Source organism: Microbacterium mcarthurae, from assembly GCF_046064585.1.
GTDB classification, from domain to species: Bacteria; Actinomycetota; Actinomycetes; order Actinomycetales; family Microbacteriaceae; genus Microbacterium; species Microbacterium mcarthurae.
In genome coordinates this window covers 588,219-615,116 of the sequence record NZ_JAROCE010000002.1, presented here as the reverse complement: position 1 = coordinate 615,116, position 26,898 = coordinate 588,219, and the positions used below count along the sequence as shown (strand labels likewise).

At 71.6% G+C, this 26,898-nt stretch carries 28 protein-coding genes; 16 read left to right on the top strand and 12 right to left on the bottom strand.

What is annotated here, in order from left to right; all coding sequences use genetic code 11:
* Positions 1–250 precede the first annotated feature (250 nt).
* The 7 genes from P5G46_RS09525 to P5G46_RS09495 all read left to right on the top strand — a co-directional run bounded on the left by P5G46_RS09525 (position 251) and on the right by P5G46_RS09495 (position 8,734).
* Positions 251–439, top strand: a complete 189-nt coding sequence (locus P5G46_RS09525; RefSeq protein WP_408905629.1) for a hypothetical protein — start codon at positions 251–253, stop codon at positions 437–439.
* Positions 436–516 (top strand): potassium-transporting ATPase subunit F, encoded by an 81-nt coding sequence (locus tag P5G46_RS09520; protein WP_239277419.1) that lies wholly within the window; start codon positions 436–438, stop codon positions 514–516. Before P5G46_RS09525 ends, P5G46_RS09520 begins: the two co-directional genes overlap by 4 nt.
* Positions 516–2,198 carry a potassium-transporting ATPase subunit KdpA gene (gene kdpA / locus P5G46_RS09515; protein ID WP_408905556.1) on the top strand — a complete coding sequence of 561 codons (1,683 nt, stop codon included), beginning with the start codon at positions 516–518 and terminating at the stop codon, positions 2,196–2,198. Before P5G46_RS09520 ends, kdpA begins: the two co-directional genes overlap by 1 nt.
* A gap of 2 nt (positions 2,199–2,200) precedes the next feature.
* Positions 2,201–4,339: a potassium-transporting ATPase subunit KdpB gene (kdpB, locus tag P5G46_RS09510; RefSeq protein ID WP_408905555.1), complete on the top strand. Its 2,139-nt coding sequence runs from the start codon at positions 2,201–2,203 to the stop codon at positions 4,337–4,339.
* Positions 4,340–4,350: 11 nt separating this feature from the next.
* Positions 4,351–4,935: a potassium-transporting ATPase subunit KdpC gene (kdpC, locus tag P5G46_RS09505; protein ID WP_408905554.1), complete on the top strand. Its 585-nt coding sequence runs from the start codon at positions 4,351–4,353 to the stop codon at positions 4,933–4,935.
* 608 nt (positions 4,936–5,543) lie between these two features.
* Positions 5,544–8,066, top strand: coding sequence for a DUF4118 domain-containing protein (locus tag P5G46_RS09500; RefSeq protein ID WP_408905553.1), 2,523 nt, complete (start codon positions 5,544–5,546; stop codon positions 8,064–8,066).
* Positions 8,063–8,734 (top strand): response regulator, encoded by a 672-nt coding sequence (locus P5G46_RS09495; RefSeq protein WP_239277921.1) that lies wholly within the window; start codon positions 8,063–8,065, stop codon positions 8,732–8,734. Before P5G46_RS09500 ends, P5G46_RS09495 begins: the two co-directional genes overlap by 4 nt.
* Before the next feature lie 346 nt (positions 8,735–9,080).
* Here P5G46_RS09495 and P5G46_RS09490 read toward each other — a convergent pair whose 3' ends face one another.
* The gene (locus P5G46_RS09490; RefSeq protein WP_239277931.1) at positions 9,081–9,554 is read right to left on the bottom strand and encodes a hypothetical protein; all 474 of its coding nucleotides are present in this window, start codon (positions 9,552–9,554) and stop codon (positions 9,081–9,083) included.
* 240 nt (positions 9,555–9,794) lie between these two features.
* Here P5G46_RS09490 and P5G46_RS09485 point away from each other — a divergent pair, with 240 nt between their 5' ends.
* The 3 genes from P5G46_RS09485 (at position 9,795) to P5G46_RS09475 (ending at position 12,074) form a co-directional block, all read left to right on the top strand.
* On the top strand, positions 9,795–11,036 hold the full coding sequence (locus P5G46_RS09485) for an aminotransferase class V-fold PLP-dependent enzyme (protein ID WP_408905552.1): 1,242 nt from the start codon (positions 9,795–9,797) through the stop codon (positions 11,034–11,036).
* The gene (gene sufU / locus P5G46_RS09480; protein ID WP_239277963.1) at positions 11,033–11,488 is read left to right on the top strand and encodes a Fe-S cluster assembly sulfur transfer protein SufU; all 456 of its coding nucleotides are present in this window, start codon (positions 11,033–11,035) and stop codon (positions 11,486–11,488) included. Before P5G46_RS09485 ends, sufU begins: the two co-directional genes overlap by 4 nt.
* Positions 11,489–11,630: 142 nt before the next feature.
* Positions 11,631–12,074, top strand: a complete 444-nt coding sequence (locus P5G46_RS09475; RefSeq protein ID WP_239277965.1) for an iron chaperone — start codon at positions 11,631–11,633, stop codon at positions 12,072–12,074.
* A gap of 77 nt (positions 12,075–12,151) precedes the next feature.
* Here the strand turns inward: P5G46_RS09475 and P5G46_RS09470 are convergent, their stop codons facing one another.
* The 3 genes from P5G46_RS09470 to P5G46_RS09460 all read right to left on the bottom strand — a co-directional run bounded on the left by P5G46_RS09470 (position 12,152) and on the right by P5G46_RS09460 (position 14,170).
* Positions 12,152–13,129, bottom strand: a complete 978-nt coding sequence (locus tag P5G46_RS09470) for an SRPBCC family protein (protein ID WP_239277975.1) — start codon at positions 13,127–13,129, stop codon at positions 12,152–12,154.
* A gap of 18 nt (positions 13,130–13,147) precedes the next feature.
* A complete protein-coding gene (locus tag P5G46_RS09465; protein ID WP_408905551.1) occupies positions 13,148–13,531 on the bottom strand; it encodes an ArsR/SmtB family transcription factor in 384 nt (127 codons plus the stop codon).
* A gap of 72 nt (positions 13,532–13,603) precedes the next feature.
* Positions 13,604–14,170, bottom strand: a complete 567-nt coding sequence (locus P5G46_RS09460) for a TetR/AcrR family transcriptional regulator (protein ID WP_239278006.1) — start codon at positions 14,168–14,170, stop codon at positions 13,604–13,606.
* 85 nt (positions 14,171–14,255) lie between these two features.
* On the opposite strand from P5G46_RS09460, the gene P5G46_RS09455 reads away from it, so the two are divergent.
* Positions 14,256–14,972 carry an SDR family oxidoreductase gene (locus P5G46_RS09455; RefSeq protein WP_239278008.1) on the top strand — a complete coding sequence of 239 codons (717 nt, stop codon included), beginning with the start codon at positions 14,256–14,258 and terminating at the stop codon, positions 14,970–14,972.
* Positions 14,973–15,116: 144 nt separating this feature from the next.
* On the top strand, positions 15,117–15,869 hold the full coding sequence (locus tag P5G46_RS09450) for an SDR family NAD(P)-dependent oxidoreductase (RefSeq protein WP_408905550.1): 753 nt from the start codon (positions 15,117–15,119) through the stop codon (positions 15,867–15,869).
* Positions 15,870–15,965: 96 nt separating this feature from the next.
* Here the strand turns inward: P5G46_RS09450 and P5G46_RS09445 are convergent, their stop codons facing one another.
* Both P5G46_RS09445 and P5G46_RS09440 read right to left on the bottom strand, forming a co-directional pair.
* Positions 15,966–16,382, bottom strand: a complete 417-nt coding sequence (locus P5G46_RS09445; RefSeq protein ID WP_408905549.1) for a hypothetical protein — start codon at positions 16,380–16,382, stop codon at positions 15,966–15,968.
* A 9-nt stretch (positions 16,383–16,391) separates the two neighbouring features.
* Complete coding sequence (locus P5G46_RS09440) at positions 16,392–17,201, bottom strand: DUF429 domain-containing protein (RefSeq protein ID WP_408905548.1); 810 nt, start codon at positions 17,199–17,201, stop codon at positions 16,392–16,394.
* 74 nt (positions 17,202–17,275) lie between these two features.
* On the opposite strand from P5G46_RS09440, the gene P5G46_RS09435 reads away from it, so the two are divergent.
* Positions 17,276–17,650 carry a hypothetical protein gene (locus tag P5G46_RS09435; protein WP_239278025.1) on the top strand — a complete coding sequence of 125 codons (375 nt, stop codon included), beginning with the start codon at positions 17,276–17,278 and terminating at the stop codon, positions 17,648–17,650.
* A gap of 581 nt (positions 17,651–18,231) precedes the next feature.
* Here the strand turns inward: P5G46_RS09435 and P5G46_RS09430 are convergent.
* From P5G46_RS09430 to P5G46_RS09420, 3 genes are read right to left on the bottom strand one after another with little or no spacing between them, the layout of a single operon-like run.
* Positions 18,232–18,501: a DUF6457 domain-containing protein gene (locus tag P5G46_RS09430; RefSeq protein ID WP_408905547.1), complete on the bottom strand. Its 270-nt coding sequence runs from the start codon at positions 18,499–18,501 to the stop codon at positions 18,232–18,234.
* A complete protein-coding gene (mobA, locus tag P5G46_RS09425) occupies positions 18,498–19,082 on the bottom strand; it encodes a molybdenum cofactor guanylyltransferase (protein WP_408905546.1) in 585 nt (194 codons plus the stop codon). Before mobA ends, P5G46_RS09430 begins: the two co-directional genes overlap by 4 nt.
* Positions 19,079–20,308: a molybdopterin molybdotransferase MoeA gene (locus P5G46_RS09420; RefSeq protein ID WP_408905545.1), complete on the bottom strand. Its 1,230-nt coding sequence runs from the start codon at positions 20,306–20,308 to the stop codon at positions 19,079–19,081. Before P5G46_RS09420 ends, mobA begins: the two co-directional genes overlap by 4 nt.
* 89 nt (positions 20,309–20,397) lie before the next feature.
* Between P5G46_RS09420 and P5G46_RS09415 the strand changes: the two genes are divergently transcribed.
* Entirely contained in the window at positions 20,398–20,889 is a 492-nt protein-coding gene (locus P5G46_RS09415; protein WP_239278064.1) for a DUF1990 domain-containing protein, read from the top strand.
* 497 nt (positions 20,890–21,386) lie between these two features.
* Here P5G46_RS09415 and P5G46_RS09410 read toward each other — a convergent pair whose 3' ends face one another.
* The 3 genes from P5G46_RS09410 to P5G46_RS09400 all read right to left on the bottom strand — a co-directional run bounded on the left by P5G46_RS09410 (position 21,387) and on the right by P5G46_RS09400 (position 23,402).
* A complete protein-coding gene (locus P5G46_RS09410; RefSeq protein WP_408905544.1) occupies positions 21,387–22,001 on the bottom strand; it encodes a copper resistance CopC family protein in 615 nt (204 codons plus the stop codon).
* Between the two features lie 2 nt (positions 22,002–22,003).
* Positions 22,004–22,741 carry a YcnI family copper-binding membrane protein gene (locus tag P5G46_RS09405; protein ID WP_239279154.1) on the bottom strand — a complete coding sequence of 246 codons (738 nt, stop codon included), beginning with the start codon at positions 22,739–22,741 and terminating at the stop codon, positions 22,004–22,006.
* Between the two features lie 67 nt (positions 22,742–22,808).
* Positions 22,809–23,402 carry a hypothetical protein gene (locus P5G46_RS09400; RefSeq protein ID WP_408905543.1) on the bottom strand — a complete coding sequence of 198 codons (594 nt, stop codon included), beginning with the start codon at positions 23,400–23,402 and terminating at the stop codon, positions 22,809–22,811.
* A 169-nt stretch (positions 23,403–23,571) separates the two neighbouring features.
* On the opposite strand from P5G46_RS09400, the gene fdhD reads away from it, so the two are divergent.
* Both fdhD and P5G46_RS09390 read left to right on the top strand, forming a co-directional pair.
* Complete coding sequence (gene fdhD / locus P5G46_RS09395; RefSeq protein WP_408905542.1) at positions 23,572–24,450, top strand: formate dehydrogenase accessory sulfurtransferase FdhD; 879 nt, start codon at positions 23,572–23,574, stop codon at positions 24,448–24,450.
* A gap of 60 nt (positions 24,451–24,510) precedes the next feature.
* Positions 24,511–26,832: an FdhF/YdeP family oxidoreductase gene (locus tag P5G46_RS09390; RefSeq protein WP_408905626.1), complete on the top strand. Its 2,322-nt coding sequence runs from the start codon at positions 24,511–24,513 to the stop codon at positions 26,830–26,832.
* Positions 26,833–26,898: the final 66 nt, after the last annotated feature.

The following is a 26,898-nucleotide window of genomic DNA, read 5'->3' as shown; positions in this document are numbered from 1 at the left end:
GCCGGGCCGCGCGAACCGCGTGTCTTGGACACTCAGCGTTTCGGACGCGGCCCCCCGCCGCGCCCGACCGCGCGCGAGCCATCGATGCCGGGGCGCGCGTAAGCGCGGCGTATGCGTGTGCGGGCGAACCGTAGGGAAAACGTAAGGACGGCGGGACGCCAGGGTGCGCGGGAGTTTCATCGACAGACGTGCCGCCCCGCGGCGCCCGCGTCACAGCAGTCGCGCGGAAGCTCCCGAACCTGGAGTCATCGTGCTCGATGTCGTCTACCTCGCCGCGATCCTCGCGCTTTTCGCGCTGGTCGCCCTCGTCGCCCAGGGGGTCGAGAAGCTGGGCCCGCAGCCCGGCGCTCCCTCCGCGCGCACCCCCGGCCGCGGCGCTCAGCCGCCTGCCTCCCCGGCTTCCGACGCCGCCGCGCCGCGAGGGGGCGACAACGCATGAGCGTTCTCGCCGCCCTTCTGGGGATCGCCGCCGTGGTGTACCTCGTGGTCGCCCTCGTCCGCCCCGAGAAGTTCTGATGGATGCCACAACCGCCTGGTCCCTCGCACTGACCAGCCTCACCCTCCTCGTCGCGCTCGGCCTGGCCTACCGTCCGGTCGGCGACTACATCGCCCGCATCTACACGGGCGACCGCGACCTCGCGGTCGAGCGGGTCATGTATCGCGCGATCGGCGTCGACCCCCGCGGCGCGCAGACCTGGCAGGCGTATCTGCGGTCGGTGCTGCTGTTCTCGGCCGTCGGTGTCGTGTTCGTCTACGCGCTCATGCGCCTGCAGCCCCTCCTGCCGTTCGCCCTCGGACTCGAGGCCCCCGGCGAAGCCCTGTCGTTCAACACCGCTGTGTCGTTCGTGACCAACACCAACTGGCAGTCGTACTCGGGCGAGACGACGCTCGGCTACACGGTGCAGTTCGCGGCCCTGACGGTGCAGAACTTCGTGTCGGCCGCCGTCGGCATCGCCGTCGCGGTGGCGCTGGTGCGCGGCTTCGCGTACCGCCGCAGCGGCGTGATCGGGAACTTCTGGGTCGACCTCGTCCGCGGCACGGTGCGCCTCCTCGCGCCGTTCGCGATCGTCGCCGCGGTCGTGCTGCTGGCGGGCGGCGTCATCCAGAACCTGAACGGATTCACGGATGCCACGACCCTCGCCGGCGCGGCCCAGTCGATCCCCGGCGGGCCGGTGGCATCCCAGGAGGCGATCAAGCTCCTGGGGACCAACGGCGGCGGTTTCTTCAACGTCAACTCCGCGCACCCGTTCGAGAACCCCGCGCCGTGGACGAACCTCTTCGAGATCTTCCTGATGCTGGTGATCCCGTTCTCGCTCCCTCGCGCGTTCGGTCGCATCGTCGGCGACGACCGTCAGGGCTACACGATCCTCGGCGTCATGGCCGCGATCTTCGTGGCATCCACGGCCCTGCTCACGTGGGCCGAAACGGCGGGGTCGGGAACGGCCCCGCAGCTCGCCGGCGGCGCCATGGAGGGCAAGGAGGTGCGCTTCGGGATCTTCGGTTCGACGCTCTTCGGCTCGACGAGCACCCTCACCTCGACCGGCGCGGTCAACTCCATGCACGACAGCTACACGGCGCTCGGCGGCATGATGCCGATGATCAACATGATGCTCGGCGAGGTCGCGCCCGGCGGCGTCGGCTCGGGGCTGTACGGCATGCTAATCCTCGCCGTCATCGCGGTGTTCGTCGGCGGCCTGCTCATCGGCCGGACGCCCGAGTACCTCGGCAAGAAGATCGGGCCGCGCGAGATCAAGCTCGCGAGCCTGTACATCCTGGTCACCCCCACGCTCGTGCTGGCGGGAACCGCGCTGAGCTTCGCGCTCCCCGGCATCCGGGACGATGTCGAGACGACCTCGATCTGGAACCCGGGGGTGCATGGCCTGAGCGAAGTGCTCTACGCCTTCACCTCGGCGGCCAACAACAACGGCTCGGCGTTCGCGGGGCTCACCGCGAACACCCCGTGGTTCAACACCGCGCTCGCGGTCGCGATGCTGCTGGGACGCTTCCTTCCGATCGTGTTCGTGCTGGCGTTGGCCGGTTCCCTCGCGGCACAGGATGCCGTCCCGGCCACGGCCGGCACTCTGCCGACGCACCGCCCGCAGTTCGCGGGCCTCCTCGCCGGCGTCGCGGTGATCGTCACCGCTCTCACCTACTTCCCGGTCCTCACCCTGGGACCCCTGGCCGAAGGACTCGTCTGACCATGTCCACGCTCACGCACGCCCCGGCACCCGCCGAGGCCCCGACCCCGGCCGCTCCACGCCGCGCGTTCAGCGCCGCGCAGATCGTCGCCGCGCTCCCGGGCGCCGCGAAGAAGCTCAACCCCGCGTCGCAGTGGCGCAACCCCGTCATGTTCCTCGTGTGGGTGGGGGCGGCCCTGACCACCCTCATCGCGATCACCGAGCCGTTCCTCGGCGGCGGGGATACGTTCCTTCCGTTCGCATTCACGTGGGGCATCGCGATCTGGCTGTGGCTCACGGTCTTCTTCGCGAACATCGCCGAGTCGGTCGCCGAGGGCCGCGGCAAGGCGCAGGCGGCCACGCTCCGGAAGACCCGGACGACCACGACGGCTCGCCGCGTCGTCGCATACTCCGCCGCAGACCCTCTGGCATCCGGGGCCGCCACGGAAGACGTGCCCTCGGGCGACCTCAGAGTCGGCGACGTCGTGCTCGTCGAGGCGGGACAGCTGATCCCCGGCGACGGCGACATCATCGCGGGCATCGCGACCGTCGACGAGTCGGCGATCACGGGCGAGTCGGCACCGGTCGTGCGCGAGTCCGGAGGCGACCGCAGCGCCGTCACCGGCGGCACGCGCGTCCTCAGCGACCGGATCGTCGTGCGCATCACCTCGAAGCCGGGAGAGACGTTCGTCGACCGCATGATCGCCCTGGTCGAAGGCGCGGCACGGCAGCGCACGCCGAACGAGATCGCGCTCAACATCCTGCTGGCGAGCCTGTCGATCGTGTTCGTCGTCGTAGTGCTCGTGCTGAACCCGATCGCCTCCTACGCCGCGTCGCCGGTGTCGATCCCGGTGCTCGTCGCGCTGCTGGTGTGCCTGATCCCCACGACGATCGGGGCGCTTCTGAGCGCGATCGGCATCGCCGGGATGGACCGGCTCGTGCAGCGCAACGTCTTGGCGATGTCGGGCCGCGCGGTCGAAGCGGCGGGCGACGTCACGACGCTGCTCCTCGACAAGACCGGCACCATCACCTACGGCAACCGCCGCGCGTCGGCCTTCGTCCCTCTCCACGGCGTCGGTGGGCCCCTCCTCGCGGAGTACGCCTCCTTGTCGTCGCAGGCAGACCCCACTCCCGAGGGCACGTCGGTGGTCGCCCTCGCCGCCGCGCAGGGGATCGTCGCCGACATGCCGCAGGGCGCCGAGCCGGTGCCGTTCACCGCCCAGACCCGCATGAGCGGCCTCGACCTCGCCGACGGCACGCGGGTGCGCAAGGGCGCCGCATCGGCCGTCACGGCCTGGCTCTCGGCATCCGGATCGCCCGTTCCCGCCGAGCTGCGCGCCCAGCTGACGCGCGAAACGGATGCCATCGCCCAGTCCGGCGGCACCCCGCTGGTGGTCGCGACCCTGTCACCCGCGGGCGAAGGGCGTGTGCTGGGCGTGATCCACCTCAAGGACGTCGTGAAGGACGGCCTGCGGGAGCGCTTCGGCGAGCTGCGGGCCATGGGCATCCGCACCGTGATGATCACGGGCGACAACCCGCTCACGGCGAAGGCCATCGCGGCCGAGGCGGGCGTCGACGACTACCTGGCCGAGGCCACGCCCGAGGACAAGCTCGCCCTCATCCGCCGCGAGCAGGAGGGCGGCAACCTCGTCGCGATGACCGGTGACGGCACGAACGACGCCCCCGCCCTCGCACAGGCCGACGTCGGCGTCGCGATGAACACCGGCACGTCGGCCGCTAAGGAGGCCGGCAACATGGTCGACCTCGACAGCGACCCGACCAAGCTGATCGACATCGTGCGCATCGGCAAGCAGCTGCTGATCACGCGCGGCGCGCTCACGACGTTCTCGCTCGCGAACGACATCGCGAAGTACTTCGCGATCATCCCCGCGATGTTCATGGGAGTCTTCCCGGGTCTCGCGGTGATCAACGTGATGCAGCTGTCATCGCCGGCATCCGCGGTGCTCAGCGCCATCATCTTCAACGCGATCGTCATCGTCGTGCTGATCCCGCTCGCGCTGCGTGGCGTGAAGTACCGCGCGGCGAGCGCCTCGAGCATCCTCAGCCGCAACCTGCTCGTCTACGGGCTCGGCGGCATCCTCGTCCCCTTCGTCGGGATCAAGCTCATCGACCTCGTCGTGAGCCTGCTCCCGGGATTCTGAAAGGCCCCGTCATGCGCACCACTCTGCGTACCGCCGGCGTCGCCGTCCGCGCGATGCTCGTCTTCACCGCGCTGCTCGGCGTCGGTTACATGCTGCTGATCACCGGGATCGGCCAGCTCGCCCTGCCAGGCCAGGCCAACGGGTCGCTCGTGCGTTCCGCCGACGGCACCGTGGTGGGCTCGTCGCTGATCGGGCAGTCGTTCCAGGATGCCGACGGCCAGGCGCTCCCGGAGTACTTCCAGTCGCGTCCGTCGGCCGCATCGTGGGATGCCGCCGCCTCGAGCGGCTCCAACTTCGGCCCCGAGAACACGGACCTGATCGCGTCGATCTCGTCGAACCGCGCGGCGTTCGAGGCGCTGAACGGCCCGGGCGCGATCCCCGCCGACGCGGTCACCGCCTCGGCCTCGGGCCTCGACCCGGACATCTCCGTCGCCCACGCGCAACGGCAGGCCGCGCGGATCGCCGAGGCCCGTGGCATCCCGGTCTCCGACGTCGAGGCGCTCGTCGCCGCCCACACCCGCGACCGTGACCTGGGATTCCTCGGCGAGCCCCGCGTCAACGTGCTCGAGCTCAACCGCGCGCTGGACGCCCGATGACGCGCGAGAATCGCTGACATGCGTCTCCTCCCGGCCTCCGCCGTCGCCCTTCCCGGGCGGCGGCGGTCCGCCGCGTTCGCGTCCGCCCCCGGTGCGGTGTCTCACGCCATGTCCGCCCACGCGCCCGCCCGCGTCCCCGCCCCCGCCCCCGTCCCCGCCCCCGGGTTGAGTGTCCAAGACACGCGGACGCCGGGCCGGGCCGTCCGCGTGTCCTGGACACTGAACCGGAAGCACCCCAGCCCCCCACCCGCACCCCACCCCCACCGCACCTTGAGTGTCCAAGACACGCGGATGCCGGGTCAGGCCGTCCGCGTGTCCTGGACACTGAAGCGACGAAGTCCGGACACCACGCACGCACGCCGCACCCCCGCACCCGAGCCCCGCCCCAACCACGCATTCGGTGTCCACAACACGCCGATGCCGGGCCGGGCCGTCCGCGTGTCCTGGACACCGAACCGGAAGCACGCGAGCCCCGCGCCGTACGCCCCCGCACCCACAGCCCACCCCGCGCCCCACCCTCACCGCACCTCGAGTGTCCACAACACGCGGATGCCGAGCCGCCCCAACCGCGTGTCTTGGACACCGAAGCAGCAGCGCGGGGGCATCGCGTGAAGCGCGGGCGCCTGCGGGTGCTGCTCGGCGCCGCACCGGGCGTCGGCAAGACGTACGAGATGCTCGAGGAGGGACGCCGCCTCGCGGCCGAAGGACACGAGGTCGTCATCGCGATCGTCGAGACGCACGGGCGTGCCGCGACCGCCGCGCAGGCCGAGGGTCTCGAGGTCATTCCGCGCCGCGAAGTGGCGCATCGGGGTGTGGCGCTCGCGGAGATGGACCTGGATGCCGTGCTCGCACGGCATCCGCGGATCGCCCTGGTCGACGAGCTCGCGCACACCAACGCCCCCGGGTCGACGAACGAGAAGCGCTGGCAGGACGTCGAGGCGATCCTCGGCGCGGGGATCGACGTCATCACGACCGTGAACGTCCAGCACATCGCCTCGCTCGGTGACGTCGTCGAGAAGATCACCGGGGTGGCGCAGCGGGAGACGGTTCCGGATGCCATCGTCCGCGCCGCGGATCAGATCGAGGTGGTCGACCTCGCGCCGCAGTCGCTGCGCGATCGTCTCGCCGCGGGTTTCGTCTACCCGGCCGAGCGCATCGACGCGGCACTGTCGAACTACTTCCGCCTCGGCAACCTCACCGCGTTGCGCGAGCTGGCGTTGCTGTGGCTGGCCGACGAGGTCGACTCGGCCCTGCAGCGCTACCGCGTCGAGCAGGGCATCGAGGGGTCGTGGCAGGCACGCGAACGAGTCGTCGTCGCCCTCACCGGCGGCGCCGAAGGCGAGACGCTCGTGCGCCGCGGCGCGCGCATCGCCGCCCGCTCGGCGGGCGGTGAGCTGCTCGCGGTGCACGTGTCGAGCCAGGACGGCCTGCGCGGCGAGGAACCCGGCGCGCTGGCCTCGCAGCGCGCGCTGGTCGAATCGCTCGGCGGCACGTACCACCAGGTCGTGGGCGAGGACGTCGCCGCGTCCCTGGTCGACTTCGCCCGCTCGGTGAACGCCTCGCAGCTGGTCATCGGCGTGAGCCGGCGCGGACGCCTCGGCGCCGCCCTCACCGGCCCCGGCATCGGGGCGACCGTCATCCGCCTGTCCGGTGACATCGACGTGCACATCGTCAACCACTCCCGCGCGGGCGGACGGTTCGCCCTCCCCCGCCTGTCGGGCCCGGCGCTGAGCGCGAAGCGGCGGATCCTCGGGTTCGTCACCGCGCTCGTCGGCGGTCCGCTGCTGTCGTGGCTGCTGATCGCCACGGGCACCGAGGATTCCATCACGACCGACGTCCTCGCGTATCAGCTGCTCGTGGTGGTCGTCTCGCTGATCGGCGGGATCTGGCCGGCCGTCTTCGCGGCGGTGCTGTCGGGTCTGACCCTCGACTTCCTCTTCATCGATCCGCTGTACACCGTCACGATCGACGACCCCGATCACGCGCTGTCGCTCGTGCTCTACGTGATCATCGCGATCCTCGTCAGTGTCGTCGTCGACCAGGCGGCGCGCCGTGCCCGTGCCGCGCGTCGCGCCGCGGCGGAGTCCGAGCTGCTGGCGACCGTGGCGGGCAGCGTGCTGCGCGGCGAGAGCGCGGTTCCCGCCCTCGTCAGCCGGGCGCGTGAGGCGTTCGGCCTGGCGGGCGTGCGACTGGTGGCATCCGACGGGTCCGTGCTGGCCACCGACGGCGAGCCGCTCCGCGACGGTCGCCGCGTCGAGCTGCCCGTCGGCGACGGACGCGCACGCCTCGAACTGCACGGCAGAGACCTGGATGCCACCGAACGCCGCCTCCTCGACGTCGTCGTCGCGCAGCTCGCCGCCGCGTTGGAACGCACCGACCTCGCCGAGACCGCGGCCGAGGCCGGGGTGCTCGCCGAGACGGACCAGGTGCGCAGCGCCCTGCTCTCGGCGGTGAGCCATGACCTTCGCCGTCCCCTCGCGGCGGCGGTCGCCGCCCTCGGCGGGCTGCGCGCCGCGGGGGACCACCTCTCCGCCGACGACCGGCGCGAGCTGCTCGAGACGGCCGACGAGAGCTTGGCCACGCTGTCGGTGCTCGTGACCGACCTGCTCGACGTCAGCCGCGTGCAGGCGGGGGTGCTCGCGATCTCGCTGGCCCCCGTCGACCCGGCGGACGTGGTGTTGGCCGCGCTCGACGAGCTCGACCTCGGGCCCGACGACGTCGAGTTGTCCCTCGACCCCGACCTTCCGCCGCTGCGCGCCGACCCGGTGCTGCTGCAGCGGGTCATGGTGAACGTCCTGAGCAACGCGGTGCGCTTCACTCCGCCCGGGGGCCGCGCGCGGGTGGCGACGAGCCGCCTCGGCGGGGTGGCCGAGATCCGCGTGATCGATCACGGTCCCGGGGTCGCACCCGAGCGGCGCGACGACATGTTCGCGCCGTTCCAGCGCCTCGGCGACACCGACAACACCGTCGGGCTGGGCCTGGGCCTCGCACTCTCGCGCGGCTTCGCCGAGGGCATGGGCGGCACCCTGACCCCGGAAGACACCCCCGGCGGCGGCCTCACCATGGTGATCGCGCTGCCGGTAGAGAACGGGGATGCCGTGGCATCCGGAATCACGAGGGAGACGCCGTGAAGGTCCTCATCGCCGACGACGACCCGCAGCTGGTGCGCGCGCTGCGCATCACCCTCGCCGCACACGGCTACGACGTCGTCGCCGCGGCCGACGGCGCCGCGGCCATCACGCTCGCCGCCCAGGCTCATCCCGACATCGTCCTCCTCGATCTCGGCATGCCGCACCTCGACGGCGTGCAGGTGATCCAGGCACTGCGCGGGTGGACGGCGGCGCCGATCATCGTCGTGTCCGGACGCACCGGATCCGCCGACAAGGTGGACGCCCTGGATGCCGGCGCCGACGACTACGTCACCAAACCGTTCCAGATCGACGAGCTGCTGGCTCGCCTGCGGGTGCACGCGCGGCGGTCGGTTCCGGCATCCGGGGAATCGATCGTGCGCTTCGGTGACGTCGAGGTCGACCTGGCCGCGAAGGCCGTCACCCGCGCCGGCGCCCGCGTGCACCTGACGCCGACGGAGTGGCGGATGCTGGAGTTCCTCGCCCGCAACCCCGGCTCGCTCGTGACGCGGCAGACGCTGCTGAAGGAGATCTGGGCGAGCGAGCAGGTCGCCGACAGCGGCTACCTGCGCCTGTACATGTCGCAGTTGCGCAAGAAGCTCGAGGCGAAACCCTCCGCGCCGGTGCACCTGCTGACCGAACAGGGCATGGGGTACCGGCTGGTGCTGTAACGCAGGTCCGCCGCGTGGCGTTGCGCGCTGTCACGCCAATTCCTCCGAGTCTCGGTGCGGACGGGTGTGCGAGCGACGCTGTGGCGCGCGGCAACGGCAATGTCCGTCCTCGGTACGCGCGGGGTGGGTGGACTATCGTTCGCCAGCGTCGGGGCAGAGCTGAAGATTGTGCGGCGCCGAAACGCGACACCGCGTGCCCGCCGGGGAGTGTGGGACCTGAAACGCATTCGTCAGCGCGACCGTCATTCGTCGGAGGGACTGGGCACCGCCGGTTCGCGGAGCGCGGCCTCGAACTCGGCTTGCACACGGGCGCAGCGGCAGGCGTAGATGACCGCGTGCAGTAGCATCAACGAACCTCGCCGACGGTGTGGCATCCCGGGCACGGGAAAGCGACGCGATCTCCCGCTCGGATATCGCCGGGCAGCGTGGCTCTCCCGACGGAACGCCCCCGAGCGTCGACGACCTCGAACGTCTCGTCGTAGGCGAAGGACACCCGCCCGAGCAGCCGCGCCTCCGTCCACATCGCGCCGAGCCCGTCAACGCGCGCGTCGAGCTGCAGCAGGCGGGGGTCGGCGACCACCACGGTCGCCACGACCACGGTTGTCGAGAGCGTCGTGGATGCCACCCCTCCCGAGGCCGGGATCACCGCGGGACCCGTGCACACGCACGGTGTGCCGCACAGGTCGGCGTACCGGCCGATCGACATGGCGCGAACGGTCACGTCGTCGAGCGTCGGCGTCGAACCGGCAGGCCAGGCTGCCGCATCGAAGGGCGCGGGGATGCTCGCGCGCAGGGTGGGGAGCAGTGCGGTGAGGGTCATGGCATCCGTTCTAGGCCGCGCACGCCTCCGCTCCTGCGCCCCCGACGCTTTCCAAACGCCCCCCGACCCGTTCCTCACGGTTCATCACCGCGGAACCCCATCGCGCCCGCAGTCGCGCCGCAGGCTGCGCGGGAGTTGTCGGCGGGATGAAGTCTCGGCGGCCGCCACGACGGCGAACCCCACCCCTGCGACCCGACCGTCACCCACCCCTGCGACCCGGCCGCCGCGTAGCCTGGAGGGGTGACACTCCCCTTCGACGTGGCCGCCGTACGCGCCGAGTTCCCGATCCTCGGCACCGAGGTCGACGGTCGGCCGCTGGTCTACCTCGATTCCGCCGCGACGAGCCAGAAGCCGCGCGCCGTTCTGGATGCCGAGCGCGACTTCCTCGAAACCGCCAATGCCGCGGTGCACCGGGGCGCGCACTTCCTCGCCGCCGAAGCGACCGAGCTCTTCGAAGACGCCCGTGCCACCGTCGCCGGTTTCGTCGGCGCCGCGCCCGAGCAGCTCGTCTGGACCTCCGGCGCCACCGCCGGCCTCAACCTCGTCGCCGGCTCCCTCGGCTATGCCGGTCGCCTGCGCGAGGGCGACGAGATCGTGGTCACCGAGGCCGAACACCACGCGAACCTCATCCCCTGGCAGCAGCTCGCCGCGCGCACCGGGGCGCGCCTGCGCCACATCCCCGTCCACGACGACGGCACCCTCGATCTCGCGATCGCGACCGATCTGATCGGCGCGCGCACGAAGGTCGTCGCCTTCCCCCACGTCTCGAACGTCCTCGGCATCGTGAACCCCGTCGCCGAGCTCGTCGCCCTCGCGCAGAGCGCGGGCGCACTGACGGTGCTCGACGCGTGCCAGTCCGCTCCTCACCTCGTGCTGGATCTGCCGAAGACCGGCGTGGACCTGGCCGTCTTCTCGGGGCACAAGATCTTCGGTCCGTACGCGATCGGTGCGCTGTGGGGCCGCGACGAGGTGCTCGACGCGCTCCCGCCCTTCACCACCGGCGGGTCCATGATCACGACGGTCACGCTCGACAAGGCCGAGTTCCTCCCGCCGCCGCAGCGCTTCGAACCGGGCACCCAGCCGGTGTCGCAAGCGGTGGCACTCGCGGCCGCCGTGCGCTGGTTCGGCGCCCTCGACCGCGACGCCGCGCACGCGCACGAGGTCGCCCTCGAGCGGCGCATGCGCGAAGGACTGCGTTCGATCGATGGCATCCGTCTGCTCGGAGACACGGATGCCGCCGAACGCGTCGCCCTGCAGGCGTTCGACGTCGAGGGGGTCCACGCCCACGACGTGGGGCAGTTCCTCGACAGCCGCGGCGTCGCCGTGCGCGTCGGCCACCACTGCGCTCAGCCGCTCCATCGCCGCTTCGGGCTGACGGCCTCGGTGCGCGCGAGCGCGGCCATCCACACGACCGAGGACGAGATCGACACCTTCCTCGACGCCGTCTCGGGCGTCCGCGCGTTCTTCGGAGTCGGCGCATGAGCGGCCTGGAATCGCTGTATCAGGAGCTGATCCTCGATCACTCGAAGAACCGGCGCGGTTTCGGTCTGGCCGAACCCGGCGCACACAGCGCCACCGTGCACCAGCGCAACCCCATCTGCGGCGACGAGGTGACCCTGCGGGTCGACGTCGACGACGACCGGGTGACGTCCGTGACGTGGGAAGGTGCGGGGTGCTCGATCTCACAGGCGTCCGCGTCGATGCTCGTCTCCCTGCTCGCCGAGGACGGCGGCGACGACGGGATGGCGAGGGCCGACGCCGAAGCGTTGATCGCGAAGTTCCGCGAGGCCCTGCGCTCGCGCGGCCAGATCCCCCTCGACGAGGAGACCTTCGGCGACGCCGCGGCTCTCTCGGGCGTCTCCAAGTACACCGCGCGCGTGAAGTGCGCGATGCTCGCGTGGGTCGCGCTCGAAGAGGGGCTTCGCCAGGCCTGATCCCGGTGCCAGCCCGGCACCGCTCAGCGATGCGCGCAACCTCCGTGGCATCCGGTCCGGCACGACGCACTTTCGGTAGATCTCTGAGCGAACGCCTCGTGCGGCGCTAGTCTGCGGTCGGGCCCACGAAAGGACGGATGCCATGGCGACAGGCGGGGCGGGATTCAGCGACGAAGAGCGCGCGGCGATGAAGCAGCGCGCCGAGGAGCTCAAGGCCATGAAGGGCCTCAAGGGCGCGGCGAAGCTCGTGAAGGAGAACGAGGCCTGCCTCGAGGCGATCGACAAGCTCGAGGGCACCGACCGCGCGATCGGCGAGCGCGTCCACGTCATCGTCATGGAGGAGGCGCCGCACCTCACGCCGAAGACGTTCTACGGCTTCCCGGCCTACGCGAAGGACGGCAAGGTCGTGGTGTTCTACCAGCCGGCATCCAAGTTCAAGACCCGCTACGGCACGGTGAGCTTCGACGAGACGGCGCAGCTGGATGACGGGCCGATGTGGCCGGTGTCGTTCGCGGTGCTCGAGGTCACGCCCGAGGTCGAGCAGAGGATCCGCGAGCTCGTACGCCGGGCGGCGCCCACGGCCTGACGCGGCACGGCGGCGCGAGGCTCCCCGCACGAGCGCGGCGCCGCGGTGTTCGCGGCGCCGCGCCGTGGCATCCGGGATCAGCCGACGAGCGCGCCCTCGAGCCGGCGGTAGCTCGCTTCCATCCCGTCGATCATGCCCGTGGCGAGCACGGCATCGCGGGTGGCGGCATCCGGGTACTCGATGAGGAGCGTCAGCAGCGTGACGCCGTCCTCTTCGTAGAGCGACAGGTCGTTCGTCGTGGAGGGGAAGTCCGTGCCGGTCATGTGCTCGGTCTGCACGACGCGGCGCGGCGCGTCGATGAGGAGCACCTCGCCGTCGAAACCGAACGCCTCCCCCTCCGTGCCGGGTTCGGGCGCCCACGCGGTGCGGTAGGGCGCACCGACGGTGTCGCCGATCTCGCACACCGTCATCTGCCACCCGTCCGGGCCGAGCAACCACTGGCGCATCAGGTCGGGGTCGGTGTGCGCGCGCCAGACCAGGTCGCGCGGGCCGTCGATGAGCCGCGTAATCCGGACGTGCTGATCGTCGAGCACCTCGAGCTGCGTGCCCTTGCCCTGGGCGTACGAGCGCAGATCCTGCAGGACGGCGTCGAGCTGGTTCATCGCCAGACGCGACCCCTCGATGGCGCCCATCGCCACGACCTGGTCGAGCGCCTCAGCGGAGGCGAAGAACGTCGTGTTCGTCAGTCGCGACCCCTCGGGCGTCGCGTCGAACGAGAACTCCATGCGCATCGACGGCATGTCGTCGTTCGGCTCGCCGTTCTCGTCGGCGAAGGCGTCGATGACCTCGAACCCGCGCGGCGGGTCGATCGAGACGAACTTCCACGCCCCGCCGTAGCGCTCGCCCTGCGGCGAGGTCATGTGGTACTTCGCCCACCCGCCGGGCGTGAAGTCGAAGACGTCGAAGGTGGCCGGGTAGCCGGGAGGCCCCCAGAACCGCTCGAGCTGACGCGGGTCGGTGAAAACCGCCCACAGCCGCTCCGGGCCCACCGGGAAATCGGCGACGAGCGTCATGGTGAGCGATTCGACATCGCTCTCGATAGAGGTGACGGGCATGAGGGACTCCTTCGTCTTTCAGTTCTCGGTGGTGGTCGGAGGATGGATGCCGGATGCCGCGGCATCCGCGTCTTCGGCGAAGAGCGCGTCGAGGCGGTCGATGCGTCCGCGCCACAGGTCTTCGTAGGAGCGGAGGAGCCGCTGCACGCGCGCGATGGTCTCGGGTTCAGCGGTCACGAGACGCTCCCTCCCCTCGGCGCGCTTGCGGACGAGTCCGGCCTCGACGAGCACGCCGATGTGCTTCGAGACCGCGGCGAACGACATCGCGTACCCCGCCGCGAGCGCCGACACGGACTGCTCGGCGACGAGCGTGCGCCGCACGATGTCGCGCCGGGTCGCATCGGCTAGCGCGTGGAACACGCGGTCGATGTCGGCGTCGGCGGGGGCGATTCGTTCAACCATTTGGTTGCACGTTAGCAGCGCCTCTGGCGTCCGGCAAGACCCGGCGACCCGCTCGCATCGGCGTCGGCAGACTCAGTGCTTCTCCCGCGGCGATGCCGGCAGCGCAGCCAACGCCGTCGCACCGACAGCCCGCACCTCCTCGAGACTGCCGCCATCGCGCGCGAGCCCGGACATCCCGCGCAGAACGGCCAGGAAGTAGGTGGCGAGCGCCTCGGTGTCGGTGGCGGCGGGCAGATCTCCGTCGCGGACACCCCGATCCAGCCGCTGCCGGAGCCTCTCGTGCAGCGCCATCCGCTGGGCGGTCAGGCGCGGTTCGGTGAGCAGGAGGCAACCGGGCGGGGTCCCGGTATCGGTGTGGGCGCGAGCCGTGTCGTCGAGCACGCGCGCCAGCGCCGCCCGCGTGTCGGGAAGCGCCGCCGCAGCGTCGAACCCCTCGCACGTCCGCGCGAAGTAGACACCCGCGGCCTCTTCGAACAACGACTTCTTGTCACCGAACGCCGCGTAGAGGCTCGGCGGGTTGACCCCCGCCGCCTCGGTCAGGTCAGCGATGGAGGTGCGGTCGAACCCTTGGCGCCAGAACAACTCGACGGCCACCGCCAGTGCGGCGTCGCGGTCGAAGCTGCGCGGTCGTCCGGTCACCCGCTGAGCCTATCATTAGCGATCGTTACAGAACTCTGTTACGGTCGCTCCCATCCATAGTGATCACTACAGAAAGAGCCCACTCGTGAACATCGAAGGCCGGAACATCCTCATCACCGGAGCAAACCGCGGCATCGGAGCCGCCTTCGTCGAGGAGGCAAAGCGGCGCGGCGCCGCCACGATCTACGCGGGCGCGCGCGACGTCGACAGCATCACGGCCGGTGGCGTAGAGCGCATCCGGCTCGACGTCACCGACCCTGCGCAGGTCGCCGCAGCCGCCAATACCGCGGGTGACGTGCACGTCCTCATCAACAACGCGGGCATCTCCACCGGCACACCCTTGGTCACCGGTGACGAAGAGAGCATCCGGCGGGAGATGGACACCAACTTCTACGGCCCCCTGCGAATGATCCGCGCTTTCGCCCCGGTGCTCGCGCGGCAGGGTGGCGGTGCGATCGTCAACGTGGTGTCCGCCCTGTCCTGGTTCACGACACCGATGACCGGCGCCTACGCAGCCTCGAAGGCGGCGGCCTGGGCACTGACCGACAGCGCACGCCTCGAACTGGCGGAACAGGCCACGCACGTCGTGGCCGTCCACATGGGTCTGGTCGACACGGACATGTCCGGCGGGGTCGCCGGCCCGAAGATCACCCCGGGTTACCTGGCGGGCGCGGCTCTCGACGCGGTCGAGTCGGGCGCTCAGGAAGTGCTGGCCGACGAGTGGGCCGCTTTCGTCAAGGCCGGCCTCACCCTCGGACCCGCCCAGCGCTACGAGAAGATCTTCGGGGCACTCGGAAGCTGAGTCCCGGCACATCGCTTTGTTGCACCCCGCCCAATATCTATTCAGACGCATCCATCTCCCCGGTGCGGGCATAGGCTCGAAGGACAGGACGGACCGTCCGAGAAAAGCTCCCGGCACCGAGCCCGTCCGGGGAGTAGGCCACCCATGGCTCAGTACGACGTCGCAGAGCGCTCAGCGATCGTGACGGGAGCGGGCAGCGGCATCGGTCGCTCGACCGCTCTGATTCTGGCGCAGAACGGCGCCGCCGTGGTCGTGAACGACCTCAACGCCGACAACGCGAACAAGGTCGTCGAAGAGATCCGCGCCGCGGGCGGCACCGCTGAGGCATCCGTCGGCGATGCCACGGACAGCGCCTGGATCGCCTCGTCGATCGAGGTGGCCAACTCGCTCGCTCCGCTGCGCATTGGCGTCAACAACGCCGGCATCGGTGGCGCCGCGGCACCGACCGCCGAGTACACCGACGAGGCCTGGGACAAGGTCATCGCGATCAACCTCAACGCGGTGTTCCGCAACATGAAGGCGCAGATCCCCTCGATCCTCGCCAACGGCGGCGGCTCGGTCGTCAACATCGCGTCGATCCTCGGCAGCGTCGGATTCGCCACCTCGCCCGCGTACGTCGCGGCGAAGCACGCCGTCGTCGGCATGACGAAGACCGCCGCACTGGAGTACTCCGCGCAGGGCGTCCGCGTGAACTCCGTCGGCCCCGGGTTCATCGACACCCCGCTGCTCGACGCCGTCGGCGACGACGTCAAGGAGTTCCTGGTCAGCAAGCACCCCATTGGACGCCTCGGCCAGCCCGACGAGGTCGCCCACCTCATCGCATTCCTCGCCAGCGACGCCTCCAGCTTCGTCACGGGCAGCTACCACCTCGTCGACGGCGGCTACACCGCCCTCTGATCCCGGATGCCGCGCGCCCGGGGCCTCACACGCCCCGGGCCGCGGCGGCGCGGGGTCGACGCCGACGGGTTCGAACCCTTCGCACCGGCGCTCGCCTCACGGGGCGCAGAGCATGGACGAGTACGTTTCGATGACGCGGTTCTCGTCGGGATAGCCGGCGTCCGCGAGGGCGTCTCGCACGGCGGCGCGAACAGCCTCGCGGTGCATCGCACCTTCGAGCTCTGTTTCGGAGGGCCAATCGGTGTCGTCGAGGGAAGTGAGGGTGCTCCTCCACCCGGCGAATTCCTCCGGACCGACGCTCGCCTGCCGGAGTGCATCGCGCGCCACCTGCCACGCCTCCTCCGTTACCCCCTCGGACACGGCCGCGAGCCACCAATCGATGCGGCAGACCCCGCCCGCTGCAGCGACCTCGTCACGGCGGTCGACGACATCGGGACGGACGAAGCCGCAGCCGCTCAGACAACCCACCAACGTCGCGGTGGCGGCGAGGAACACGATCGGCCGTCGGCGCATCGCTCCACCCTACGGAGCGCCGCCCTCGTCCTCGACCACCGCGGCGAAATGCTCGCGGGCCCCGGGCGATGACCCCGCGCCGATCAACCCCTCCAGCTCCCCCTCCGGCAGGACCACCCACCCTTCGCGCCGCGCCACGTCGAGATCCTCCGGCCCGGGTCGCAAGAAGAGGCCCACCGCCGCCGCGCGCGTCGCCAGCGCCGCGATCAGCGCGTCGAACGCGTCGGCCGAGGTCGTGGCCAGCGACGCGAACGGACCGACGTGGAACCACGGCGCCCGCTCGCCCAGCGTCTCGAGCAGCATCGCCCGGCGGGTGGCATCCACCCGGTATCTCGTGGTGTCGAAACCCCAGATCCGCAGTGCGCCGCCGGGGTACACCTCGAACAGGCGTCCCTGACCCGCGCGATCGACCGGGAATCCCGCATCGGCGAGCCGCCGCAGGAGTCCGGCGCCGCGCAGCGCCGTCACGCCCAGCCGGTCGGTCGAGACGCTCAGCGGCCACCGCCCGATCCGCTCCCGCACGGCGACGTCGGTGCGGCGGTAGACCAGACCGCGCCGCCAGTCCGCTCCCCCGTCGACCGCGCCGAGCGCCGGCTCGGATCCGCTGTGATGCGCCTGGACGAAATCCACGAATGCGTCGGGCCACCCCAGCGGACAGTCGAGCCCCAGCCAGCCGTCGTCGCCCACGGATGCCACGATCGCGGCGTCCTCGACCCCGACCTCGAGCCGCGCGAGGCGGGCGGTACCCGCGCCCCAGTGGATCTCGGCGAGCGCGGTGCCGGGCACGCCAGCGGCGAGGTCGACGCCGATGGTTCTCATCCCGGCAGGGTACGCGGGATCACCGACGTCGAGGCCCTCTCCCCGCGGACCGGGGAACCTGCGAGGATCGACGCATGCCCGCCGACGACGAACTCCCCGACTCCCTCGAGCCGGGGCTGACCGTGCCGCCGCGGCCCGAGCCCCCCGCGCCGCCGACCCCGAAGGGAGATCTGCGGGTGGCATCCATCGTCGCGATCACGACCGGGACGATCGTCGTGGCGTGGCACATCTTCCTGGTGTCGGTGAGCGCCGTCGCCGAGTTCGACCGGTTTCTGTGGGTTCAGTTGGGCATCTGGGCTCTGGCCATCGTGTCGTTCGTGACGGGCATCCTCAGCCTGAACGCCCGGATGGCGCGCGAGCTGGCCGCCGCGGGGTTCATCTCGGGCGTCGCGGCGTTCCTGCTGTCGATCTCGATCGGCTTGTTCAGCAGCGCCGACTTCTTGAGCTGACACGGCCGGGGCGCGGCGCGGCGTGGCGCGGCGCGGCGTGGCGCGGCGCGGCGTGGCGCGGCGCTGCGTGGCGCGGCGCTGTCGCCGGTGCCGTCGCCGGTGCCGCGCCACGTGCTGCGCCGGTGCTGCGCCGGTGCCGCAGGTTCAGTGTCCAAGACACGCGGACGGGCCGCCGTGGCATCCGTGTGTCTTGGACACTCAACCGAGCCGCACCGCCGCCACCGGGCACGATGCCAGCTCGGCGCGGCACCGCCCCCGGTTCAGTGCCCACAACACGCCGACCCGCGGCACCGGCATCCGTGTGTCCTGGACACTCAACCGGGCCGCACCGCACCGCACCCAACCAGTGTCCAAGACACGCGGACGGGCCGCCGTGGCATCCGCGTGTCTTGGACACTCAACGGGGGCCGCACCGCCGCCACGGGCTCGACGTCAGCGGCGAGGCACCGCCTCAGGTTCAGTGTCCACAACACGCGGACGGGCCGCCCCGGCATCCGCGTGTCTTGGACACTCAACCGGGCCGCACCGCACCGGCGCGACTCACCGACGGTCACCCGGCCGGCGCCCGCGACTGAGGCGGATCAGGGCGTCTCCCACCCCCGCGCCATCTCGACCACCGCGGCCACGGCGGCGGCGGTGTCGGCGGGGGTGCCGCCGGCGCGCCCCGCGACGAGTCCCGCGACGAAGGCGCTGAGGGGGGCCGCGGGGCGAGCGACGCCGTTCGCGACGTCGCGGGCGAGGTCGAGGATGAGCGCGATGGGGATGTCCGCCTCCGCGAGGCCGAAACGCTCCGCGAGGGCGGCACTCCACTCGTTCAACGCTTCGGGCGGCAGCGTGCGGGATTCGGTCACGGCTTCTCCTCACGATCGTGGCCCGCGGATCCGCCGGCCACGCTCAGATCGTCCCACGTGTCAACGTCGCGCGACAGCGCCGCGGGGGCGTCAGCGAGCGCGATGCGCAGATCCCCGAGGAGCGTCCGCATCGCGGCATCCCGCCCGCCGTCGGGAAGAATGGATGCCGCCCTCCGCAGCGTGCGCGTCCGGTACCTGCCCACGAGCCACTGGGCTCGACCGCCTTCGCCGAGGCACACGCCGTCGTCGTCGTCCGGGATCGACGGGAGGGCGCTGATGGCCGCCGCGGGATCGACGAGGTCGCAGGCCAGCACGAGCACCTCATCGGCACCGAGCTCGGCGAGCGCTGACACGACACCGGCGACGGGCCCACCGTACGACGGTTCCTCGCGCACCCATCGCACCGGGAGCGCGGGATCGAGAACGGGTCCGGCGACGACGATCCGGTCCGCCCCCGCGTGCCGCGCGGCGGCCACCGCACGGGCGAGCAGCGTCTCGCCATGGATGCGGAACAGCGGCTTGACCGCACCGCCGACGCGCGTGCCACGGCCGCCGGCCAGCAGAATCGCGTCGAGGCTCACACGAGCCGCACTTCGACGACATCGCCGGCGACGAGGTCGGTGTCGCCGGGTGGGATCACGGCGTAGCCGTCGGCGTCGCCAAGGCCGCGGGTCGAACCGCGCGCTCCCGGCGCGGGAGGGACCGCCCTCCAGGCGGTCGCGTCGGTGCGATCGATGCGGACGGGCACGAACTGCAGACGATCGCTGCGCACGCGCCACCCGTCGGCGAGAGGAACGCGCGCGCTCACGCGGTCGTCACCGACGTCGCCCTCCAGCGCCCGCAGCGCGGGGCGGACGAACACCTCGAACGACACCGCGGCACTGACCGGGTTCCCCGGCAGGCCGAAGACGAGCGTGCCCGACGGCGTGCGCCCGAACCCCTGCGGTCGCGCGGGCTGCATCGCCACCTGCACGAACGACAGCAGGTCGCCGAGACCGTTCTTCACGACTTCGTAGGCCCCCGCGCTCACACCGCCCGAGAAGACGACGACGTCGGCTCCGAGCCGCTCGGCCTCGGCGATCATGGTGCGCGGGCCGTCTCCGTCGTCACTGATGCTCGCCCGGAGCACGACCTTCGCGCCGGCCTCTTCGGCGAGCCCGGCGAGGAGGAAGCTGTTGGACTCCGGGATCTGCCCGCGGCGAAGCGGCATCCCGGGCGCGACGAGTTCCGAGCCGGTCGAGATCACCGCGACGCGCGGCGCGCGGGCCACCGAGACCACAGGGACCCCGGATGCCGCGATCGCCGCGATGCGCGTCGCGGTGAGCCGAAGCCCCGCCGCGACGACCACCTCCCCCGCCCGGGTGTCCGAACCCCGCCGCCGGATGTGTGCACCCGACGCCCTCGGGGCGGCGAGCACCGTGGTCTCGGTCAGCGAGCCGGCGAGACCGTCGCGCGTGTGCTCGAACGGCACGATCGCCGTGGCATCCGTCGGCACCGGCGCCCCCGTCATGATGCGTGCCGCTACGCCCGGCGGGAGGGCGGGATCGTCGGGCGCCCCGGCCGGCAGATCCGCGACGACGCGCAGCGACGCGGGCGGCACCGTGACGTCGTCGTGGCGCACCGCGAACCCGTCCATGGCCGAGTTGTCGAAGCCCGGCACGTCGACCGCGGCGAGCACCGGATGCCGCAGCACGCGGCCGCGCGCCCGATCGAGCGGGCGCTCCTCCGGGGCGAGCGGATGCACGGCCGAGAGGATGTCCGCCAGGTGCGCGGACACCGCGATCACGGGACGCGTGTCGAGGGGCATGGTGTCAGCGTAGGCGGGGGATCGTGGCATCCGGCTCCGCGAGCGGACAGGCCTCGTCACGCGCGCGGCGCGCGAGTACGGTGTCGGGCATGAGCGACCTGACCTACCCCGAGATCGGGGCGACGGCGGGGGTCCTGCCGTCGGGGTACCACCACGTGCGCGCGGAACGCGTGATCGGGCGGGGTCGGATCGCGTTCGAGCAGGCGGCGGATGCACTCCTGTGCGGCGCGGTCCAGCGGAGAGCGGGAGCGACCGTGCGCATGTCGCATACACCGCTGCGCGTCGGTACCCGGATCGATATGCGGCTCGGCCCCTTCGGCATCCCGTGTCTGGTCGTCTGGGCCGAACGCGACGACGACCACGCGGGATTCGCGTACGGCTCTCTGCCCGGGCACCCCGAATGCGGCGAGGAACGCTTCGACCTGACACTGGCGGCGACCGGGGAGGTGACCTTCACGATCACGGCGTTCTCGCGTCCGGGGCGCTGGTTCACGCGGCTGGCGTGGCCGGTGAACCGGCTGGTGCAGCGGCGCATGACCGAACGCTATCTGCGCACCCTCGACTCCCCCGCCGTGCGGTAACGCCGAACCCGCGGGGTGCCCGCGCACAACTCCGGCAGAACCCCCGCCCCGGCCCACGAGCCCACGACGCCCACCGCATCCGCAGGACTTGTGCGAACCGGATGCCACTCCCCACCGCCCGCGTACAACTCCGGCAAAGCGACGGCCCCGCCCGCCGCCCGGCCCGCGACAGGCGAATCCGCAGGAGTTGTGAGGCCGATGCCAGCGCCTCGAACCAGCGCCGCACCGGATGCCACTCCCCACCGCCCGCGCACAACTCCGGCAAAACCCCCACCCCACCCGCCGCCCGGCCCACGACAGGCGAATCCGCAGGAGTTATGAGGCCGGTGCCGCCGCCTCAAGCCAGCGCCACACCAGATGTCACTCCCCACCGCCCGCGCACAACTCCGGCAATACCCCCACCCCGGCCCACAAGCCCCCGCCGCCCACCGCATCCGCGGGAGTTGTGCAGACCGGGTGTCGGCGGGGAGGAGCCGAACAGCCCCTCCCCGCCCGGGTCACTCGTCGCCCGAGTCGCCGTCCCGGCGCGGCCGCACGAGCAGTGTTACGACGACCCCGACCACGATGACCGCGACGCCGCCGACCGACAGCCCGATCACGAGACCCGAGGGTGCCGCCGCGGGGGCGGTGGCATCCGGGGTGTCCTGCGCCGTGGCGACCGACGCGCAAGGCGAGGTCTCCGCCCCGGGCGCGGAGGGCTCCCCCGCGGCGGGGGCGTAGGAGAAGACGTACGTTCCCGACACGGGGTGGCCGTCGGACGACACCGCCCGCCACGTGACTTCGTACTCGCCCTCCGGCCCGAGCTGCACCGGGGTGGTAAGCGCTGGTCCTGCCAGAGCGGTGCAGTCCGTCTCGTAGTGCCGACCGTCGGGTCCGACGACGATGACCTCGTTGCCGCCGTCGGCGCCGAGGAGGTTGGCGCTGAAGGTCAGCTCCACCTCGGATGCCGTGGACACGACCTCGTCGGCCGACGGCGTCGCCGCGACGAGGCTGTCGTGCGCCGAGGCGGCCGGAGCCCCGCCGAACGCAGCGCCCACGGCGGCCGCGACGACGAGCGCCATCATCGCGCCGCGACGGCGGGCAGGACGCGCGGACGCCGTGAGCGCGCGCACGGTCAGGCCTTCTTCGGGCGGCGGGCGAAAGCGAGCGCGCCGAGCACCGCGCCGCCGATGCCGATCACGAGCGCGGCGATGCTGAGCCCCAGCGCCGCTCCGGCGGAGCCGTCCGAAGAGGACGCCTCGGACATCGTGTGATCGTCGTCGTTCGCTGCGGTCGCGGCACCGTGCGAGGCGCCGTGGCCCGACGCCGGCGGGGCGTCATTGATGTACAGCACGGGGGCCGGCTCGAGCGTGTCGTCGGCGGCGACCTCGTCGGGGGTCGCGGCCCAGTCGACCACCTCACCGTCGGAGTACGTCTGCGCCGCGGGGAGCACGAGGTGACCGGTGTCGGGCACGGGTCCGAGCACGGCCGAGAAGATCTGGAACTGGTCCTGACCGATACCCACGCCGGGGTCGGCCTGCCAGACGATCTTCAGCGGCGCCTCGCTGATGGTGTTGCCGTCGACCTCGACGGGCGCGGGCAGAGCGCCCTTCTCGACGGTCGCCGTCCACCCGGGCACGGGCTGCACGAGCACGGCCGTCAGCGGGGTGTCGGTCGGGAGAGTCACCTCGAGCTTCACCGTGGAGGCGGTCTCCGACTCGGTGGGCACACGGAAATTCACCGTGGCGTAGCTGCCGGGGGTGGCGGTGTTGGGGTTCACGGTGACGTGCGCGGATGCCGCGAGCGGAACGCCCAGCGCGAGGGCGAGGCCGGCGGCGGCGCCCACGAGGGCGCGCGAAAGGGTACGGGACATGAAGGCTGCTTTCTGAAAATGCGCAGGCGTGATTGCACGCCGAAGCGCGAAGGATGAGTGAAGGGAACTACGCCGGAAGCGGCGGACCCCGGTGTCTCATCCCCGAGAGCACGGTCATGCCGACCGTCAGCAGCGGCGGCTCCGGACGCACGCGCGGGGTCGCGAGGGGGCGCGGCGCCGAGACGGGCATGAGAGCGCGGAACGTGTCGGACAGCAGCCCGGCGACGGCGCGCAGCGCGCGCTCCCCCGAACCGAGCGCCAGTACGGTGACCGCGGCGGCGAACGCGTGCGCGGCCCACATCCACGGTGACTCCGTCCCCGTGAGGCCATGGGCATGCCCGTATGCCGCGACCTCGGCGAGCGCGGCGGCACCACCGTGGTGCGCGGGGGCGCTGATGCCGCCGCGGAGGTCGAGAGCGAGCAACGAGTGGAAGAGCAGCTGGCTCGTCGCGATCGCGGCGGTCAGACGCCACCATGAGGCCGTGCGCCCCACCAGGGCGATGCACAGCGGGGATGCGAGGCTCAGCGCCAGCACGACGTTCAGCGTCGCGGGCAGGTCACCGGCGGCCACGGAGTGCGACAGGGTCGCGACGAAGGTCGCGAGCGCAGCCGCGGAGACCCCGCGCACCGCGCGGCGCGCGCGCCCCGCCCTCGCCGACATGGTCCTCCTCCGCACGGCATCCGTCCCTGCCATTCCACCACAGGCCCGCCGACCGACCGCAGCGCGCGCACCCTGCCGCCGCCCGTCCGCAGCGCGCGAACCCCGCCGCGGCCCCTCACCCCGGCGTACGCTCGACCCATGTCCCCCACCGCGCGCGTTCGGATCTGACGTGGGCCGCCTCACCGCCTCGCGTCGCGTCACCCGCATCACGCTCGACGGCGTCAACCGGCAGCGTCCGGATGCCATCGCCGTCGAGGAGCCGCTCGAGATCCGCGTCGCCGGGTCACCGCTGTCGGTGACGATGCGCACGCCGGGGCACGACGTCGAGCTCGCGGCCGGGTTCCTCGTCTCGGAGGGCGTGATCCACCGCGGCGATCAGTTCTCCCGCGCGATCCACTGCGGCGGCCCGGGCACCGGCGGCGAGGACGGCAACACCTACAACATCCTCGATCTCACGCTCGCCCCGGGCGTCGCGCTCCCCTCCCCCGACATCGCTCGCAACTTCTACACCACGAGTTCGTGCGGCGTGTGCGGGACGGCATCCATCGAGGCGGTGGAGAAGGTGTCGTCGTACGACGTGGCGGAGGATGGCATCCGGGTCGAGGCCGTCGACCTCGCCGCGTACCCCGACCGCCTGCGCGAGGGTCAGAAGGTGTTCGCCAAGACCGGCGGGCTGCACGCGGCGGCGCTCTTCGACGTCGAGACCGGCGCGCTGCTCGTCGTCCGCGAGGACGTCGGACGGCACAACGCCGTCGACAAGGTCGTCGGCTGGGCGCTACTGGACGACCGTCTGCCGCTGCGCGGAACCGTGCTGCAGGTGTCGGGGCGTGTGAGCTTCGAACTCGTCCAGAAGGCGGTGATGGCCGGCATCCCGATCCTGTCCGCAGTTTCGGCCCCTTCGTCGCTCGCGATCGAGCTGGCCGAGCGTGCGGGACTCACCGTCGCCGGATTCGTCCGCGGCGGCAGCATGAACGTCTACACACGCCCCGATCGCATCCGCGCACCATCCACAACCCCCGCTCCCGCGGAGACCTCGGGCGTACGCTGACCGGAGGCGAACGGTGTGTGGATGCCACCGACTCAGCGCCGGAACCATCGGAGGGTGAGCATGGGGGACGCGTTCGGGCTGATGAAGGACGCACCGCGTCAGGGCGGCCTCGGTCCCGCCGTCACCGACGACTGGGCGAGCACCGGCGAGTACACGCACCCGGCCGCGGGCTGGGGCGCCGCGCTCACGGTGGGCAAGGTTCTCCTGGAGCAGCGTCAGCCGGTCGCCGGCACCAAGGCGATGTTCACCATGAACCACCCGAAGAGCGGTTTCGACTGCCCGGGCTGCGCGTGGCCCGACGACAAGGGCGTCGCCCTCGACATCTGCGAGAACGGCATCAAGCACGTCACGTGGGAGATGACCCACAAGCGCGTGGGCAAGGAGTTCTTCGCCGAGCACTCCGTTTCCGAGCTCGCCGAGTGGACCGACTTCGCCCTCGAGGATGCCGGGCGGCTCGTCGGTCCGATGTCGTATGACCCGGTGACCGATCACTACGTGCCCATCTCGTGGAACGACGCGTTCCGCCTCATCGCCCGGCACCTGCAGGGGCTCGACAGCCCCGACGAGGCCGCCTTCTACACCTCGGGGCGGCTGAGCAACGAAGCCTCCTTCCTGTACCAGCTGTTCGCGCGAGAGCTCGGCACGAACAACCTCCCCGACTGCTCGAACATGTGTCACGAGGGCTCGGGCCGCGGGCTCACGGCATCCCTCGCCACCGGCAAGGGCACCGCCGACCTCGAGGACTGGCAGAACTGCGACGCGCTGTTCGTGCTGGGTGTCAACGCCGCCTCGAACGCGCCGCGCATGCTCACGAGCCTCGCCGAGGCCGTCGAGCGCGGAGCGCAGGTCGTGCACGTGAACCCGCTGCGCGAGGTCGCGGCGACCCGCACGATCGTGCCGCACGAGATCCTCGACATGGCCACGTTCAACGACCACCCCACGAGCACCCTCAACCTGCAGGTGCGGCCGGGCGGCGATCTCGCGCTGATCCGCGGCATGGCCAAGGTCGTGTTCGAAGCGGCCGAGACCGACCCGTCGGTGCTCGACCGAGCCTTCATCGAGGGATACACCCACGACTACGAGGCCTACCGCACGCTGGTGGAGGCGACCCCGTGGGACGCCCTCGTCACGCAGGCGGGCCTGACCGAGACCGAGATCCGCGCCGCCGCTGACATCTACCTCGCGTCGGAGCGCACCGTAATCAGCTGGTGCCTCGGCGTCAGCCAGCACGAGCACGGCGTCGACACGGTCCGCGAGATCGTGAACCTCCTGCTCCTGCGCGGCAACGTCGGACGCCTCGGCACCGGGCCCTCGCCCGTGCGCGGCCACAGCAACGTCCAGGGCAACCGCACGTGCGGCATCAACCACAAGCCGACGGAACAGTGGCTGGCGAAGCTCGACGAGGTGTGCGGCATCCGTTCGCCCCGCGATCCCGGACTCGACACCGTGCACACCGTCGCGGCCCTGCACCGCGGCGACCTCAAGGTGTTCGTCGGCATGGGCGGCAACTTCGTGCGGGCCGCCCCCGACACGAAGCTCACGGCCGAGGGCATGAGCCGCTGCGACCTGACCGTGCACGTCAGCACGAAGCTCAACCGCAGCCACCTCACGCACGGCAAAGCGGCGCTCATCCTCCCCTGCCTCGGCCGCACCGAGCGCGACGAGCAGGAGTCGGGTCCGCAGTCGATCTCGACCGAGGATGCCATGAGCTCCGTCATGCTCTCGCTCGGGTCGCGCAAGCCCGCGTCGCCGCACCTGCTCAGCGAGCCGGCGATCATCGCGCGCATGGCCCGCGCGGCGATGCCCGACTCGAAGACGCCGTGGGAGTGGTACGTCGGCGACTACGACCGCATCCGCGACACCATGGCGAAGGTGCTGCCCGGGTTCGAGGGCTTCAACGAGCTCGTCCGCCAGCACTGGGGCTTCCGCATCCCGCAGCCCGCGCGCGAGCGCGACTTCCGCACACCCTCGGGAAAGGCCGAGTTCTCCACCGCCGAGCTGCCTGATGTCATCCCCGCCGACTCCGACGTGCTGGTGCTGCAGACCATGCGCTCGCACGACCAGTGGAACACCACGATCTACTCGGCCGACGACCGCTACCGCGGCGTCCGCAACATCCGCGAACTCATCTTCATGAACCGCAAGGACATGCGCGAACGAGGCATCGCCGAGGGCGATCTCGTCGACATCGTGGCGACCTCGCGCGACGGGTCCGAGCGCAGCGTCACGGCGTTCCGCGCGCTCGAGTACGACACTCCGCGCGGAAGTGCTGCCGGGTACTTCCCCGAGATGAACGTGCTTCTCGGCCCCGACGACTACAGCCGCCAGAGCGATCAGCCGTTGATGAAGAGCCTGCGGGTGCGGGTGGCGAAGACCGGCTAGGCGAGTGGTGCAAGACCCACCGGGTGGGAAGTGTGTACGCGCCGGCTGATGCGTCCCGCGCGGTCC